Origin of the sequence: Bombella pluederhausensis, from assembly GCF_026385525.1 — a bacterium.
Taxonomy (GTDB): domain Bacteria; phylum Pseudomonadota; class Alphaproteobacteria; order Acetobacterales; family Acetobacteraceae; genus Bombella; species Bombella pluederhausensis.
In genome coordinates this window covers 119745-135158 of record NZ_JANIDY010000004.1, presented here as the reverse complement: position 1 = coordinate 135158, position 15414 = coordinate 119745, and the positions used below count along the sequence as shown (strand labels likewise).

General features: G+C 59.6%; 16 protein-coding genes and 1 tRNA gene. 7 read left to right on the top strand and 10 right to left on the bottom strand.

Annotation, left to right across the window (positions count from 1 at the left end; genetic code table 11):
• Positions 1-10: 10 nt before the first annotated feature.
• Positions 11-1030 (top strand): ferritin-like domain-containing protein, encoded by a 1020-nt coding sequence (locus NQF86_RS08320; protein ID WP_266117174.1) that lies wholly within the window; start codon positions 11-13, stop codon positions 1028-1030.
• 109 nt (positions 1031-1139) lie between these two features.
• On the opposite strand, the gene recA is transcribed toward NQF86_RS08320, so the two are convergent.
• Positions 1140-2243 carry a recombinase RecA gene (gene recA / locus NQF86_RS08315; protein WP_266117173.1) on the bottom strand — a complete coding sequence of 368 codons (1104 nt, stop codon included), beginning with the start codon at positions 2241-2243 and terminating at the stop codon, positions 1140-1142.
• A gap of 48 nt (positions 2244-2291) precedes the next feature.
• Positions 2292-3725 (bottom strand): gamma-glutamyltransferase, encoded by a 1434-nt coding sequence (locus NQF86_RS08310; RefSeq protein ID WP_266117172.1) that lies wholly within the window; start codon positions 3723-3725, stop codon positions 2292-2294.
• 351 nt (positions 3726-4076) lie between these two features.
• Here NQF86_RS08310 and NQF86_RS08305 point away from each other — a divergent pair, with 351 nt between their 5' ends.
• From NQF86_RS08305 to folE, 4 genes are read left to right on the top strand one after another with little or no spacing between them, the layout of a single operon-like run.
• Positions 4077-4844 (top strand): DsbA family protein, encoded by a 768-nt coding sequence (locus tag NQF86_RS08305; RefSeq protein WP_266117171.1) that lies wholly within the window; start codon positions 4077-4079, stop codon positions 4842-4844.
• Positions 4845-4873: 29 nt separating this feature from the next.
• Complete coding sequence (gene folP, locus NQF86_RS08300) at positions 4874-5731, top strand: dihydropteroate synthase (RefSeq protein ID WP_266117170.1); 858 nt, start codon at positions 4874-4876, stop codon at positions 5729-5731.
• Positions 5728-6597: a 2-amino-4-hydroxy-6-hydroxymethyldihydropteridine diphosphokinase gene (gene folK, locus NQF86_RS08295; RefSeq protein WP_266117169.1), complete on the top strand. Its 870-nt coding sequence runs from the start codon at positions 5728-5730 to the stop codon at positions 6595-6597. Before folP ends, folK begins: the two co-directional genes overlap by 4 nt.
• Positions 6598-6614: 17 nt before the next feature.
• Complete coding sequence (gene folE / locus NQF86_RS08290; protein ID WP_266117168.1) at positions 6615-7262, top strand: GTP cyclohydrolase I FolE; 648 nt, start codon at positions 6615-6617, stop codon at positions 7260-7262.
• A gap of 8 nt (positions 7263-7270) precedes the next feature.
• Here folE and NQF86_RS08285 read toward each other — a convergent pair whose 3' ends face one another.
• The 6 genes from NQF86_RS08285 to NQF86_RS08260 form a co-directional block, all read right to left on the bottom strand.
• Positions 7271-7825, bottom strand: coding sequence for a 6-pyruvoyl trahydropterin synthase family protein (locus tag NQF86_RS08285; protein ID WP_266117167.1), 555 nt, complete (start codon positions 7823-7825; stop codon positions 7271-7273).
• Positions 7822-8562 (bottom strand): 7-cyano-7-deazaguanine synthase QueC, encoded by a 741-nt coding sequence (gene queC, locus NQF86_RS08280; protein WP_266117166.1) that lies wholly within the window; start codon positions 8560-8562, stop codon positions 7822-7824. Before queC ends, NQF86_RS08285 begins: the two co-directional genes overlap by 4 nt.
• A complete protein-coding gene (gene queE / locus NQF86_RS08275; RefSeq protein ID WP_266117165.1) occupies positions 8562-9203 on the bottom strand; it encodes a 7-carboxy-7-deazaguanine synthase in 642 nt (213 codons plus the stop codon). Before queE ends, queC begins: the two co-directional genes overlap by 1 nt.
• Positions 9204-9344: 141 nt before the next feature.
• Positions 9345-9421, bottom strand: a tRNA-Asp gene (locus NQF86_RS08270).
• A gap of 121 nt (positions 9422-9542) precedes the next feature.
• On the bottom strand, positions 9543-10490 hold the full coding sequence (locus tag NQF86_RS08265; RefSeq protein WP_266117164.1) for a retroviral-like aspartic protease family protein: 948 nt from the start codon (positions 10488-10490) through the stop codon (positions 9543-9545).
• A 54-nt stretch (positions 10491-10544) separates the two neighbouring features.
• Positions 10545-11549, bottom strand: a complete 1005-nt coding sequence (locus NQF86_RS08260; protein ID WP_266117163.1) for a tyrosine recombinase XerC — start codon at positions 11547-11549, stop codon at positions 10545-10547.
• Positions 11550-11583: 34 nt separating this feature from the next.
• Here NQF86_RS08260 and NQF86_RS08255 point away from each other — a divergent pair, with 34 nt between their 5' ends.
• Complete coding sequence (locus NQF86_RS08255) at positions 11584-13833, top strand: primosomal protein N' (protein WP_266117162.1); 2250 nt, start codon at positions 11584-11586, stop codon at positions 13831-13833.
• Positions 13834-13849: 16 nt separating this feature from the next.
• Here the strand turns inward: NQF86_RS08255 and NQF86_RS08250 are convergent, their stop codons facing one another.
• Together NQF86_RS08250 and ykgO are read right to left on the bottom strand one after the other, a co-directional pair.
• Positions 13850-14572, bottom strand: coding sequence for a tetratricopeptide repeat protein (locus NQF86_RS08250; RefSeq protein WP_266117161.1), 723 nt, complete (start codon positions 14570-14572; stop codon positions 13850-13852).
• Positions 14573-14599: 27 nt separating this feature from the next.
• Positions 14600-14725, bottom strand: coding sequence for a type B 50S ribosomal protein L36 (gene ykgO, locus NQF86_RS08245; protein WP_266117160.1), 126 nt, complete (start codon positions 14723-14725; stop codon positions 14600-14602).
• Positions 14726-14912: 187 nt separating this feature from the next.
• Here ykgO and NQF86_RS08240 point away from each other — a divergent pair, with 187 nt between their 5' ends.
• Positions 14913-15374, top strand: coding sequence for a hypothetical protein (locus NQF86_RS08240; protein ID WP_266117159.1), 462 nt, complete (start codon positions 14913-14915; stop codon positions 15372-15374).
• Positions 15375-15414: the final 40 nt, after the last annotated feature.

Here is a 15414-nt window from a genome sequence, read left to right as displayed (position 1 = left end):
GAGCCTTATCGTGAGCGATGCACGTAATGCAGCCGGAAAGAGCACTCTGGCAGATATTTATTCCCATCTGCCGGACAGTCCTTCAGAGAAAACTCTGGAGCAGGTGGACTATGATGCCCGCCACTGGAGCAGCCCTGTCAAAGGGCCGCTGAAGCCGGGCACACCGGAGCATAAGAAGGCCATGGCCGATATGTTCCGTGAGACGTTCAATCCTTATAAGCCGTCTGTCATTCCCTGGCCGGAGCTGGACCCGGAGACGTTGCATCGCATCACCTCCCTGCCGATCTGGGACATTGCCGTGCAGACCGAAGGCAAGGCCCGCCTGCGTATGGCTGCCTATGCTGATATGCTGGATGACCCGGATGTGAAGGATGCCATTGCCCGTAATGCGTGGGAGGAGAACCGGCATAAGGAAGTTCTGGCCCGCATGGTGGAGCATTATGGCATTCCGCTTGCCCCGGAAGACCCGTATATTGAGCCACGGGACACGGAGTGGGCCTATCTGGTCACGGGTTTCTCCGAGTGCTGGGATAGCTTCTTTGCATTTGGGCTGTTCTCCCTTGCCGAGAAGGCTGGCCTGTTCCCGATGGAGCTGATTGAGACATTCGAGCCGGTGATGCAGGAAGAATGTCGTCATATTCTTCTGTTCGCCAACTGGCTGGCCTATCATCGTGCCGTCATGCCGCTCTGGCGCCGCCCGTGGTTCGAGATGCGGGTGATCGGCGTGCTGTTCTTCCTGCTCTATGAGCGTCTGAGCCTTGTCCGTAGTTTTGACGATGATGGTGTGGAGCATACGCAGGACAACAACTTCACCGTAACCGGCGCGCAGAGCATGACGGATAAGCAGGTGGATTTTGTTGAGCTGATGGAGCTCTGCCTCACGGAGAATGAGCGCCGCTTTGCCGGGTATGATCCTCGTCTTCTGCGCCCGCAGATGGCCCCATTTGCAGCTCGTGTGGCTCTGGGCGGTGTCAAGCTCTGGCGCCGTCTGCGTGGGCATAAAGGTGCTGACGCACAGCAGGCTGCCTGATCTTTTTCAGCTTTTTGCGCTGAAGATAAAAACCCCGCCTCGTATTTTACGGAGCGGGGTTTTTTCTATCTGTCACCGCCTTGTTGAAGGCGATGATATTACTAGAGGCTCAGTTTTTGCGTTTACTGTTGCCGTTGTTGTTCAGGGGCAGTTCCTCGGAGGAGGCAGCGCTGTCATCCTCTGATGATTCACCGACCATCATGTCTTCAGCAATGATGCCAGCCCCTTGCCGCACTTTTTTCTCGATTTCTGCGGCCATATCCGGGTGTTCACGCAGATACTGCTTGGCATTCTCCCGGCCCTGCCCGATGCGGGTGCTGTCGTAGGAGAACCATGCGCCGGACTTCTCCACCACATTGGCTTTCACGCCGAGGTCCAGCAGCTCGCCCATCTTGCTGACGCCCTCGCCATACATGATATCGAACTCGACCTGACGGAAAGGCGGGGCCATCTTGTTCTTGACGACTTTTACCCGTGTCTGGTTGCCCACCACTTCATCTTTGTCCTTCACGGAACCGATGCGGCGGATATCCAGACGGATGGAGGCATAGAACTTCAGAGCGTTACCGCCTGTCGTAGTTTCCGGATTGCCGAACATCACACCGATCTTCATGCGAATCTGGTTCAGGAAGATAATGGTGGTGTTGGAACGGGAAACGGAGCCGGTGAGCTTCCGCAGGGCCTGACTCATCAGGCGGGCATGGAGGCCGACATGGCTGTCGCCCATATCGCCTTCCAGCTCAGCCTTGGGCACGAGTGCCGCCACGGAGTCCACGACCAGAATGTCGATGGCACCGGAACGCACGAGCGTATCGGCAATTTCCAGAGCCTGCTCTCCGGCATCCGGCTGGCTGAGCAGCAGGTTGTCGATATCCACACCCAGCTTGCGGGCATAGATAGGGTCCAGAGCGTGCTCAGCATCAATAAAGGCCGCCGTGCCCCCTTTCTTCTGGGCTTCAGCAACGGCATGGAGGGCCAGAGTGGTCTTGCCGGAGCTTTCCGGCCCGTAAATCTCGATGATGCGGCCTCGTGGCAGCCCACCAATGCCCAGCCCGATATCCAGCCCCAGAGACCCGGTAGAAATGACATCCACCTGCTCCTTGGGCCGCTGGCCCAGACGCATGATGGACCCTTTACCGAAGGAGCGTTCAATCTGGCTGAGGGCGCCTTCCAGCGCCTTGCTCTTTTCTGCGTTGTTCTTGTCTGATGACATGAAGACCTCGTGACTGTCAGACCCCGAATGTGGGGGCAGGGAATGGTTTTACTTCGCTGATTTGCCGGTGATCGTCTGGGCGCTTAGCCCTTTGCCGTTGGGAGCTGCTTGACCAGCACAGTGATTGCCAGAGCAGATGATGCTGTTGAGCTGCCCTGTTCCTGTGGATGCGCTGACGGTCTGGCCTTGCGTGAGTTGCCGGAGAGCATCTGCAACGGCCTGAGCGGCATCATTCTGTCCAGAAGCGGCAAAGACGGCCTGTACCCGTTTGCGCGGAGAATCAATGATGGCAGCGCTCAGGAGAGGGCGGGGATAGTACCGTGGTGCACCTGCCAGAATGACACCTGTGCTGCCTGCCAGACGCCCCGTGCCGAACAGGTTGTTTTCTGTCAGAACACAGCCAACGCTCAGCCCATGCCCATCACGCACGACAAAGGAGGTAGAGGCAGGCAGGGGCGGCAGGCCAGTCGCATCACTGCGGCCGGATGCCATGAAGACCTGGCCTTCCTGAAGGGTCTTCAGGCCGGAATGGCGCCATGCGCTGATGACATTTTCAGCTCGCAGGTTCTGGCGGAAGGCAACAGCACTGCCCAACCCACCATCTGCTGGTGGTGCAAGGAAGCTCAGGCGATATGGACCGCTGGAAAAATGCAGGGCGGAGGTCTGGCCGGGTAGAGAGCGGCGCAAATCGTCCCGTGTCAGGGCGGCGCCTGCCTTATTGGCCTGCGTGACGAATACGTCCGACAGAGCGCCCGTATATAGATCACCAACCCCGACCAGCTTCAGGCGGGAGAGGAAGGAGGTGAGGCGTGGCTGGGTGAGCTGGTCGCCCTCTCCCATGGCGATGTCAGTGCCATTCTTGCTGAATAGCGCTTTCATCTCCTCGTTGGAGAATAGTGGCCCTTTGACGGCTGCGATGTCCTCAGCCAGCTGGCGACTGACTGTGATACCCTGCTGGCCAAGGGTGATAGCGGGGTCAATCGTATCACCAAGCTGGACAGAACCGTACCGGAGATTGAGCAGGAACAAGCCACGGGCCATCATAGGCACGGCAGCGGGCCGGTCTCCGCCGGGGCCTGTACCATCAACAGGCATGAAGGAGATGCTTTCAGCGGGTTGGCCGGGTCGGGATACAAGGCAGGCCCCACCGCCGCCAAGAGAGGCACGGGATGGCAGCGTGACGGACAGGGCAAAGGCGGTTGCCGTGGCGGCATCGGCAGCATTGCCCCCACGGGCCAGAACGTCACGGCCAATCAGGGCGGCCTGCGGCTCATCCGCAACCACGATGCCCGTATTGGTTTTTGCGGTGGGTGTGGTCGGCCCGAAAAGATGGTGTTTGAGGCTTTTTCCACCCGAACAGGCAACGAGGCTGGTGCTGAGAAGGCTCAAGGAGGCCAGCAGGCCGAACCTGCGTGCCCACCGGGGGGCGGGTCTGTCAGACAGGCAGGGGCGGTGAGGGGGCTGGCTGTCATGCTTTACCACGGTGGCGGCTCTCCAGTGTTTCAGGTCACAACAAGGCTATAGGAATAGGGATGGCGGAAACCGCAGGCAGCTCCCAGCTCCAGGCATCATAGCGTTAAACTGCCATGGATGGGAGGGCAAGCCTGCATCTGGTGGTTTTCACGCTCCCTTCATCTTTTGGCTGTAGGCCGGAAAGTGGGGCCTGTCGGGCTGTGGGAGAGGGCAGGGGGCTTCAAAAGCGAGCTAGTTTGCTGTTTAACAGAATAGGTCAGTGGGGTTGCCCTTCCTGCATGGGTCATGTGTGGTAGGCTGCTTCTGGGTCTTTAATACAGGCAATACTGCATAACTAATAACTATATGGAAGGCACGACCATGAAGAAGCGTGTAAAGTCATTTTCCCTGTCGTTGCTGGCTGGTCTGCCCTTGGTAGGGCTGCTGCCTTCCGGCCCGGCCCATGCAGCGGGTGAAGCCGTTTTTAATGAGAAGCAGCGGGCGGCCATTGTGGAAATCGTCCGTGATGCGTTGAAGAATGATCCGAGCATCCTGTCCGATGCCATCCAGTCTATTCGTCAGCAGGCCAGCTCCCAGCAGGAAGCTCATGTAAAGGCTGCCGTGCGGGCTAATTGGCAGGCTCTTTCCACAGCGCCCTCTTATGCTGTGCGAGGCAATCCGCAGGGGCAGGTTACGGTTGTGGAGTTTCTGGACCCACGCTGCACGTATTGCCGTCATATGGCGCCGGTGGTGGATCAGTTCCTTGCCAAGCACTCGGATGTCCGCCTTGTGGAGAAGGTCATTCCCGTCTTGGGAGATGCCAGTATTCTGGATGCACGGGCTATCTATGCGGCGGCCTTTCAGGGGCAGTATGACGCCATGCGCCGCCGCCTGATGGACGAGACAGGCAAGCCCAGCATGGAGCATATTCGGGACATTGCCAAAAGTCTGAAGCTCGATATGACCCGCTTTGACAAGGATATGAAAGGTCAGGCCGTTATGGGCATTCTGGCCGCTAATCTCAGTCAGGCTCAGAGCGTGGGCGTGCAGGGAACACCGACCTTCCTGTTTGGTCAGGCGGCAGTGGCTCCCGGTGCGCTGGGCATGGAACAGATGGAGCAGTTTCTTGAGGCCGCCCGGAAAGGCTGAGTCTCATCTGCTGATGAAGGATTGAGACAATGACCCTTGCAGAGCAGATGGCGGGCTGGTGGTCGGCCCGTTCTTCTCCCTCATGGCGGCGCCCCCTGCTGATGGGGATCGTGAATGTCACACCGGACTCCTTTTCTGATGGCGGGCAGTTCTTCACACCGGATGCCGCCTTGAAGCAGGCCCATACGCTGATGGAAGAAGGGGCGGACCTGCTGGATGTGGGGGCTGAATCCACAAGGCCGGGCTTCACCCCCGTGGATGCAGAGGAAGAATGGCAGCGCCTGAAGCCCGTTCTGACCCCTCTGGCCAAAGAAGGCGCCGTGCTGTCTGTGGATACGACAAAGGCTTCCGTGGCCCGGCGGGCTCTGGTGGCTGGAGCGCAGATGGTTAATGACGTATGGGGTTTGCAGGCTGATCCCGATATGGCGTCTGTCGTGGCTGCAGCGGATGCTGTGGTCGCCGTGATGCATAATCGAGAGGTTGTCGATGCCAGTATCGATATGTGGGATGACTGGCGGCGCTTTTTTGATCGTTCCCTGAAGCTGGCCCGGCGGGCAGGTATTGCACGGGAGTCCATTCTGTTGGACCCCGGTGTGGGGTTCGGTAAGACGGTGATGCAGAATCTCTGGGCTGTGCAGAATCTGCGCCGTCTGGAGGCTTATTACGAGCTGCCCGTGCTGTTGGGTGTCTCCCGTAAATCCATGTTTGGCATGTTGCTGGGGCGGGAGGTGCATGATCGTCTTCCGGCTACTTTGGCTGCCAATCTGTACGGCGCAACGCAGGGGGCCTGCATGTTGCGGGTTCATGACGTGCAGGCACATAGGGACATGCTGGACATGACGGCTCTGCTGGCCGTGAACGGGATGGTGAAGGGAGACATGGTATGATCACTCCGGCTCTGACCAGTGTGCGGGTGCATGATCTCTGCCTGTTCGGGCATCATGGTGTCCATGCGGAAGAAACACGCCTTGGCCAGCGCTTTTATATTTCGCTGGAGGTACAGGCTGATCTCTCTGCAGCGATTGCCGGAGATGATTACACGCAGGCCGTCTGTTACGGGCAGCTTTGCCAGAGTGCTGAACGGGTCTTTCAGGCTGAACCCTGCAAGCTGATCGAAACGCTGGCCGGGCGCATCTGCGCTGCCGTGCTGGCGGACTGCCCCGCCGTGGAGGATGTGTCTGTCACGGTGCGCAAGCCTTCGGCTCCTGTGCCGCATGTGGTGGAGGATGTTTCTGTCACGGTGGCACGGCGGCGGGAACATCGGGTCGGGTTCTCACTGGGGGCGAATCTGGGCGAGCGTGAGGCCGTTCTGCGGGCCGCCGTGGAGGCGCTGGGCCATCAGGCCGGACTGGAGATTGATGCGGTTTCATCCTTCTATGATAGCGCCCCGTGGGGTGTGGAGGATCAGCCGCCCTTCGTGAATATTGCCGCACTGGGGCGGACGACCCTGTCCCCTCAGGCTGTTCTGGGGCTCTGCAAGGAGATTGAGCAGCGTCTGGGCCGTGTGCCGGGAAGGCGCTGGGGCGAGCGGGCCGTGGATATTGACCTGCTCTTTCATAGTAAGGGGGCCGTGGATCACCCTCTCCTGAAACTGCCACACGCTCATCTTTTTGATCGGGCTTTTGTGCTGGAACCTCTTGCCGAGCTGGAGCCGGGGCTTGAGATTGCTGGACGTTCCGTTACGGAAGCGTTAGCAGAGTTGGATCGTGTAGCTGGGGATGTGACACGGCGAAAGCCGGTGCAGGGTGGATGAAGTTGAGGGGATGCTGAATGTCAGCCAGTAAGATAGAGAGTCCGGGGCCAGTAGGACAGGTTCCGACACCGGAGGGAGCCGCTGGGGCGATCACCCGGCCAGATGATGCCATCAGCCGCATTGCCAGTGGTGTGCGGGAGCTTCTGCACGCCATCGGGGAAGACCCGACCCGTGAAGGGCTGCGGGACACGCCGGACCGTGTGGCAAAGATGTATCTGGAAATCTTTTCTGGCCTGTATGAGGATCCACGGGACCATCTGAAGAAACAGTTCAGTGCCGACCAGCATGGCGGCATGGTGCTGGTGAAGGATATCCGCTTTCAGTCCACCTGTGAGCATCACCTTCTGCCGGTTCTGGGGCGTGCCCATGTGGCCTATCTGCCGGAGGGGGGACGTCTGACAGGGCTGAGCAAGCTGGCCCGTGTCGTGGAAGGCTATGCTCGCCGTCCCCAGCTTCAGGAACGTCTGACAGACCAGATCGTGCAGGCAATAGTAGAGGTGCTGAAGCCGAAAGCTGTTCTGGTCGTGGTGGAAGCAGAACATATGTGCATGAGCCTGCGGGGTGTCCGCAGCCCCGGTGCCACGACCGTGACGACAGGTTCTTATGGTCTCTGGGCCGAAGATGCACAGGCCCGTCAGGAAGTCATGGCCCTGATGCGGGACTGATTCTGGCGTTAATTTCTGGTGGTATCGTCAGCCCGGTGCCACCAGCATGATTCTGCCGGACGGTCTGTGAGTGGAAGATAGAGGGACGGATCGCCATGCAGGCGCACCGTGTTGGTGGGTGTTTCCTTGATCTCCAGCGAGGCAGGAGCCAGCAGCCCGCCTTGTGCGGTTAGGAAGGCCCGGAGTTTGCTCATGAGCAGGGCAGCGAGCAGTTCCGTTGTCGGGTCGCCGGGCGTGACGACAATCCGTTCCAGCCTCTGGGGCTCGTGCTCGGCGAACCAGCCCAGAAGCGGGTCGGACTCGGAAAGCTGAAAGCTGTGATCCATCCGTTCATCAATAAAGCGATGCCAGCGGCCTTTGGCCTCTGCAAAAGGGAGCAGCATGTTGCTGTGCCCATCCAGCCGCTGATTCTGCGGAGCATTGGGGCCGGGGACCAGCGTGACGGTGACATATTCATTATGCCCGTGCGGGATGGCACAACGCTCGCTGCTGCCTGAAATGAGCCGGTGCCCCATACAGAAGCGCCGTGTAAAAACCAGTTCTGTCCGGGTGATGTCGTTCATACCCCCTCCTGATACTGCCGCCATCCTTCGGCACGCAGGGTACAGGCAGGACAGTCCCCACAGCCGAAGCCCCATGCGTGTTCATGGGCGCGGTCTCCCTTATAGCAGGAATGGCTTTCATGGCGGATGGTTTCTGTCAGCGTATCGCCACCCAGCTCATGGCAGAGCTGCCATGTCTGCGCCTTGTTGATCCACATGAGCGGCGTGTGGAGGACAAAACGCTGCTCCATACCCAGATTGAGGGCTACCTGAAGGGCCTTGATGGTGTCATCCCGGCAGTCCGGATAACCGGAATAATCCGTTTCACACACGCCAGTAATGATATGGCGGATGCTCCGGCGGAAGGCGAGAGCGGCGGCAAAGGTCAGGAAGATCAGGTTCCGGCCCGGCACGAAGGTGTTGGGCAGGCCGTTTTCTCCCATGCTGATTTCCGCATCCCGTGTCAGGGCCGTGTCGGAGAGGGCGCCGAGGCTGGCGAGGTCAATCGTGTGGTCCTCTCCCAGTTTTGTGGCCCAATGGGGATTCTGGGCGCTGATGCTCTGCCGGAGGGTGGTGCGGCAGTCCAGCTCCACGGCGTGGCGTTGCCCATAGGCAAAGCCGACTGTCTCGACATGATCGAAATGATGCAGCGCCCATGCCAGACAGGTGGCGGAATCCTGCCCCCCGGAGAACAGAACGAGCGCACGGCGATTCTGGGCGGCCTGATGGCTGGCGGAAGGTGTTGAGGAGGTCGTCATCAGGGGATTCCGATCAGTTTGTGGGTTTGCAGGCTCAGCCGCCATTGGGGATGGCTCTGGCAGTAGCGTACGGCTTGTTCCGTATTGGCAAGTCTGTCCGGTCCATCCATGGGCTGAAGCCAGAAATGCTGGAAGTTAAGCGCAGCGAACTGTTCCGGTGTCAGGGTCTGCTGTGGATAGACGAGTTTCAGCTCATGGCCGTGTGTCTGTTTCAGCGGCTGGCCGGGCTTAGGGCTGACGCATATCCAGTCAATGCCTTCAGGGGCAGGCAGGCTGCCATTGGTCTCCACGGCGATGGTGAAGCCACGGGCCTTTACGGCGGCAATCAGGGCATCATTGAGCTGAAGCAGAGGTTCCCCCCCTGTGAAGACCACATAACGGTGAGCTGCATCTGTGGTATGGGCCTGCCAGCACTCATCCAGTGCAGCGGCTAGAGCTTCGGCTGTGGTAAAGCGTCCTCCGCCGGGGCCGTCCGTCCCGATGAAGTCCGTATCGCAGAAGGTGCATTGGGCTTTATGGCGGTCTTCTTCCCGACCAGACCAGAGATTGCAGCCAGTGAAGCGGCAGAATATGGCGGCACGCCCGGCATGGGCCCCTTCACCCTGCAATGTGGCGAATAGTTCCTTGACAGTATAAGGCATGGGCAGAGATGTCGGGCAGCTGCGCTCAGGATGCAAGGGTTTTCTTGCGCCGGGAAGAATGAAATGCTCATTCCGGTGCAAGGTCAGATTATATGGTGGGGGAAGGGATAAAAAAAGCGCCACCCTTTTCTGAGAAAGGAGTGGCGCGAGTGACGGGGCTCGAACCCGCGACCTCCGGCGTGACAGGCCGGCGCTCTAACCAACTGAGCTACACCCGCAGTCTTTCGCTTTTCTGTGAAAGCGTTGTTCCCTTGGGATGGCGTCTATCTAGCGGGATACGGGGATGATGGCAATAGAGAAATATCACTTTTTTACGTTTTTCTTCATGAAGATCCTCTTTCAGGGTTTTTGTATGAAAACAGCGCGTTCCGGCCCTGCCGAGAGCCAGAGCTGATGATGGAGCAGCCAGTCGGCGCCTAAAAGCATATCGGCCTGCTCATGCAGGGAGGTTACGGTAAGCACCGGGTGAAGTTGTGTCTGACCGCCAAGGGTGAGGCGGTTAAAACGATGCCAGTGATAGCGGTGTTCCCTGTCGCCAATACCGGCGCTTGTGCCACCGGGGTCGCGGTCCAGCTCCTCTTTCGTGATGCCCAGCCTGTGCACGAAGTCCTTGCTGATGATGTGGGAGCGGGCACCGCTGTCGATCAGCGCAAGGCCTGTCTGACCATCCAGCGTAAAGGGAATGAAGAAGCGATTGCGGATGCGCTGGGAGACGAGTTTCTGCCCCGGCCGGGACCAGAAGGGTGGCTGGCGGCAGAGGATGGAACTGCTGCGAATTTCCCACAGGCTTAGCCTGTGATGGGGGAGGTCGAGGTCCAGATCATAATGACCGAGCAGATCCATGCCGATCAGCCCCAGCACGGGCGGCTGTATGGCAGGGAAGCCCGGCAGGGCGCCCAGTGGCAGGATGGGATGATGATAGGTGAGTTGCCCCAGCGTGATGGAGGCCAGCTGTATGGTCGGCACGACATGGCCTCGCCCGTCCGGCCCGGAGATGATGGTGGCGTCTTCTTCATTGGGTGTGAGATGCAGCCGACCAATGGCATCCGGCGTCAGTAGGCTGCCTTCCGACCCTGTATCGACAATCATGGAGAGGGAGCGGCCATGAATCTGCGCCACGGTTGTCAGGTAATATCCCGTTTCCTTGAGGGGGAGCGTGGTGATGTGCGTCTGGCGGCAGGCTGATTCAGGCCCGGAGGCCAGAGCCGCAGAGGAAGACAGGAAACAGTGGAAAGCCAGCAGCAGGCCGGAAAGGACAGGAAGAAAACGGGTGGTGTGCGTAGTCATGAGGTAATGGGTCTGCCCGGAAATGGCGTCAGAGAAAAGAAAGGTCAGGTACTGTCAGCGATCGGCACGGGGATGGGCTTTCTGCCAGACCTCCATAAGGTGCTGTTCATCGGCCAGCGTGTATATCTGTGTGCTGGAGAGGCTGGCATGGCCCAGAAGCTCCTGAATCGTGCGCAGGTCAGCACCATTCTGGAGGAGATGGGACGCAAAGGCGTGGCGTAGGGCGTGGGGTGTGGCAGAATCGGGCAGCCCTTCGGACATGCGCCACTGCCTCATGGCCCGCTGGGCTACGCCCGGATTGAGTCGTCCGCCCCGTACACCGCAGAAAAGCGGAGCATTGGCATGAGGGGACGGATGAACAGCCAGCCAGTCATTCAGGGCCTGCCGGACCTGCGGCAGAATGGGTACGGCTCGTTCTTTCCCGCCTTTCCCCGTGACGAACAGGATATCATCGCTGATTTTTTCTATGTCTCCGACATTAAGGTCCAGCCCTTCGCTGATGCGTAGTCCAGCCCCGTAAAGCAGGGTGAACAGGGCGGCATCCCGCAGGGCAAAACCGTTATTGATGGTCTGTTCGGCAATGCCTTCCGGGGCCATCCGGGCGGCTTCTGGCGTTAGAGGGCGGGGGAGACGGGTCTTCAGGCGGGGGCTGCGGAGGAGGGCAAGGGCAGGATTGGTGATGCGGTGTTCTTTTTCCAGATAGCGGTAAAAGGCCCGCAGGGCGGAGATGCGGCGGGCCCGGCTGCGGGCGTGGCCATCCGGCGTATGGCGGCCACCGGGATAGAGGCGGGCTGCTTTCTCGGCACGGGTTGTCTCATGGGCCAGCCATGAGCGAAAATCAGCCAGTTTCAGCTCGCCCAGTGCTGTCAGGGGCAGGTCGCCACCAAAATGACGGCTGAAGAACCCAAGAGCGAGAGAGACATCATGTAGATAGGCTGTTCGTGTGGCCTTGCTGGCCCGTTTTTCGTAGGTCAACCAGTCCTGCCATGCTGTCAGAGCCTCATGGGCGGTATGGATGTTCACGGAGCCTGAGGTGGGGCTTCCAGAAGGAAGGCTCATGGTATTTCCCCGCCGGAGAGGTTAGGATGGAAGCATGGCAGACAACAGCCTCTCCCCCCATAGCAGGAGAATGGAAGCCGGTCATCGTCTTTCCGTTCTGGTGCCGCGCCCTTTTGATGGCCCGCTGGATTATCGGTCTGACAGGCCTCTGGCACCGGGTACGCTGGTGCGTGTGCCGCTGGGGCGGCAGGAGCTGACAGGCTGTGTCTGGGACAGCCAGCCTACCCATCTTCCGCCTGATTTTCGTCCGCCCGCTAAAGGGCGGGTGATTGCTTTCGAGAAGCTGCGGTCCATCACGGGGGTGCTGGAGCATGTCCCGCCCCTGCCGGATGATCTACGCCGGTTCATTGATTGGGTGGCAGCCTATGGGCTGAGTGCGCCGGGTATGGTTCTGGCAATTGCCCTGCGTGTTCCAGCGCAGGCAGGTGGGATGAAGCCTGCCATGGGGTGGGTACGGAAACCCGGCTCTCTGCCGGAGTCCGTGCGTCTGACACCGGCCCGTAAGGCTGTTCTGGCGGCTCTGGAGGCCCGGAGTCCCAGCAGCACGGCGATGCTGAGTGCGGCAAGTGGAGCCAGCGCGGCGGTGATTCGTGGTCTGGCCAATGCGGGCGTTCTGGAAGAATGCCTCATGGAGGCATCATCTCCCTCCGAGCAGGCCAACCCCGAGCATGCTCCGCCGGTTCTGTCCGAGGAACAGGCTGAGGCGGCTGAGGCTCTGGTGGCCGGGGTGAAGGCACGGGCCTTTAATGTCACGCTGCTGGAAGGGGTGACAGGTTCCGGTAAGACGGAAGTCTATTTCGAGGCTGTAGCGGCGTGTCTGAAACAGGGGCGGCAGGTGCTGGTGCTTCTGCCGGAGATTGTCCTGACGGCCCAGTGGACAGAACGGTTTGAGCGGCGTTTTGGCATCCGGCCTGCTGTCTGGCACTCCGAGCTAGGGAAGAAGACACGGCGGGAAACATGGTGTGCCATTGCGGAGGGACGGCAGCAGGTTGTTGTGGGGGCACGCTCTGCCCTGTTCCTGCCCTTTGCCCGCCTTGGGCTTGTGGTGGTCGATGAGGAGCATGAGAACACCTACAAGCAGGAAGAAGGTGTGCTTTATCACGGGCGGGATATGGCCATCGTGCGGGCCCGTCTGGTGCAGGCGGCGGTCATTCTTGTCTCTGCCACTCCCTCTATGGAAACGCTGGTCAATGTGCAGAAAGGCCGTTTCCGTCATGAAGTGCTGGAGGCCCGGCATGGGGCAGCACAGATGCCGGAAATCATCCTGATCGACATGAAGGAGCATGGCCCGGAGCGGGGGCAGTTCCTGTCTCCTCTGCTCTGCGAGAGTATTGAGGAGCGGATGCAGGCCGGTGAGCAGAGTATGCTGTTTCTCAACCGGCGTGGCTATGCACCGATGACGCTCTGCCGGGCCTGCGGGTATCGTCTGCAATGCCCGCACTGCTCGGCATGGATGGTGGAACACAGGCGGCGGCGGATTCTGGCCTGTCATCATTGTGAATATACCCAGCCGCTCATCAGTGCCTGTTCATCCTGTGGGGCGCAGGACAGTCTCGTGCCGATCGGGCCGGGCGTAGAGCGGATTCACGAGGAAGCGCAGGCCCGTTTTCCCGATGCCCGGCTGTTGAGCATGGCCTCCGATACGCTGACCTCTCCTACAGCTATGGAAGAAGCCGTGCGGAAAATCTCCAATAAGGAAGTGGACCTGATTATTGGCACGCAGGTCGTGGCCAAGGGGTGGCACTTCCCGGACCTGACCCTTGTTGGCGTGGTGGATGCTGATCTGGGGCTGGGTGGTGGTGATCTGCGGGCAGCAGAACGGACCATGCAGCTTCTTCATCAGGTGGCAGGCCGTGCGGGGCGTGGCACGAAGCCGGGGCAGGTGATGTTGCAGAGCTATGCGGGCGATCACCCGGTGATGAAGGCCCTTCTGGCCAATGACTTCATCAGCTTCATGGAGCAGGAAGCCGCCCAGAGACGCCCCGGCTTCTGGCCGCCTTACGGGCGTCTGGCCGCGGTGATCGTCAGTGCACCAAAGGAGCGGCAGGCTGAGGAGCTGGCCCGTCTTCTGGCACTCCATGCACCACGGGGGGAAGGGATTCAGGTTCTGGGACCGGCTCCGGCTCCGCTGGCTTTATTGAGAGACCGTTATCGTTACCGTCTTCTGTTGCGGACCCATCGTAATATTGCCCTTCAGCCCCTGCTGCGGCGGTGGCTGGACGGGGCTCCACGCAAGAATGATGCCCGTATTGATGTGGATGTGGACCCGGTTTCTTTCATGTAGAGCCGGAGGGGCGTGATCAGTCCGGGATGCCGTTGGCCTGTTGCTCAAGCTGCCTGTAGCGTTTCTGCCCATTGGGGAGCAGGGGGGCGTGTGTCAGGGCCTCGGTATAGGCATGGAGGGCCTGATGCGGGTGATGGAGCTGTTCCTGTGTGCGTGTCAGAAGGTCCCAGCTTTGGGCATCGCCGGGATCACCCACCAGAGCGACCTGTAAATCCTGTACGGCGCCTGTCAGATCATTGCCGAGGAAGCGGACAGCCGCCCGTTGGCGGCGGAGAAAGGCATTATCAGGCTGGAGGGTCAGGGCAGCGGAGAGGTCTTTTTCTGCCTCACTGGTGTGGCCCTGTTTGAGCTCATCCTGTGCTTCGTTGAGCAGGATGCGGCCACTATTTTTTACGCTATAGAGGCGCAGGGTCTCGGCCTTTTTCATCAGGCTCTGGGCTTTCTGGTCGTCCTGCTCGCTGGCAATGGTCTGCTCGGTCTGTTCCAGTTTTTCTTTCAGGCTTGGCCTGTGTGGTTTTTTAGGAGGAGATGGAGCCTGTTTGTCGTGGGAAGTGGTATTGTGGCCTTGTTCATGTGCGGGCGGTGAGGCCGCCATAGTGGCGGAAGACATGACGCAGAAGCTACCGAAAACCACCACAAAAAAAGCCCCCAGCCGCAAGGCAGGAGGCTTCAGCCCCCCGAAGGAGGCTGCACGCTGGAAAGCGTGACAGACAGAGCGGTGCAGCGGAGCCGTGGACATGCCGCACCGTCTCATTGGTCTGTCAGCTCAGCCCTGACGGGCCTTCATGCGCGGGTTCTGCTTGTTGATGACATACACGCGACCACGACGGCGCACGATGCGGCAGTTCTTGTCACGAACCTTAGCGGACTTCAGGCTGTTACGGATCTTCATGATGTTCAGGCTCCCCGACAGAAAAGACAGGCCAGTCTACCCTGTTGGGCAGCGGCTCTCATAATGCAGGGCTGAAAACGCCCGCGAAACTTGGCGTCCGCATACCCTGTCAGGTAGGGGTGAGTCAAGGTTATGGAGAGGAAAAGCCCCATTTCCCCCTGATCTGTTTCCGATTATGGTGCCCGGCATGAGCCAGTCTTCTTCTTTTTTTTCCGTGCGCGTCCGTTCTGCCGGGTTTGCCCTGCTTCTGGGTGCGGCCTGTCTTGCCAGCCCGGCATGGGCTGGAGGCTCTGCCCGGACGGATGATGATGACCCCAACGTGAATGCCAAGGGTGTCGTGGTGAACAACATCCTTGCCGTTCTGCGGGTCAGCCCCAGTTCTGCGGGCAAACTCTGCCTGAAGAATCTGGATGAGATGCACAAGGTGCAGAAACAGCTTGATGTGGAAGAAACAGCCCAGCGTAGCTTTGATGTCGGTCTTCTGCGAGATGTGCTGGAATCGGACATGGAGAGCGTGGTGTCGAGCTGTGGCAAGGACGCTCAGACAGCCTGCGAAGGTGGTGCTGCGGGACAGAATGCCCGGTTGGGTAAAATATGCGCTCAGCTTTCCGAACTCGATTCGGATGAACAGAGCGATGATTTACAGTGACGTGATGAACCCGTCATGAAAAAAGCCCCTGTCCCATAAA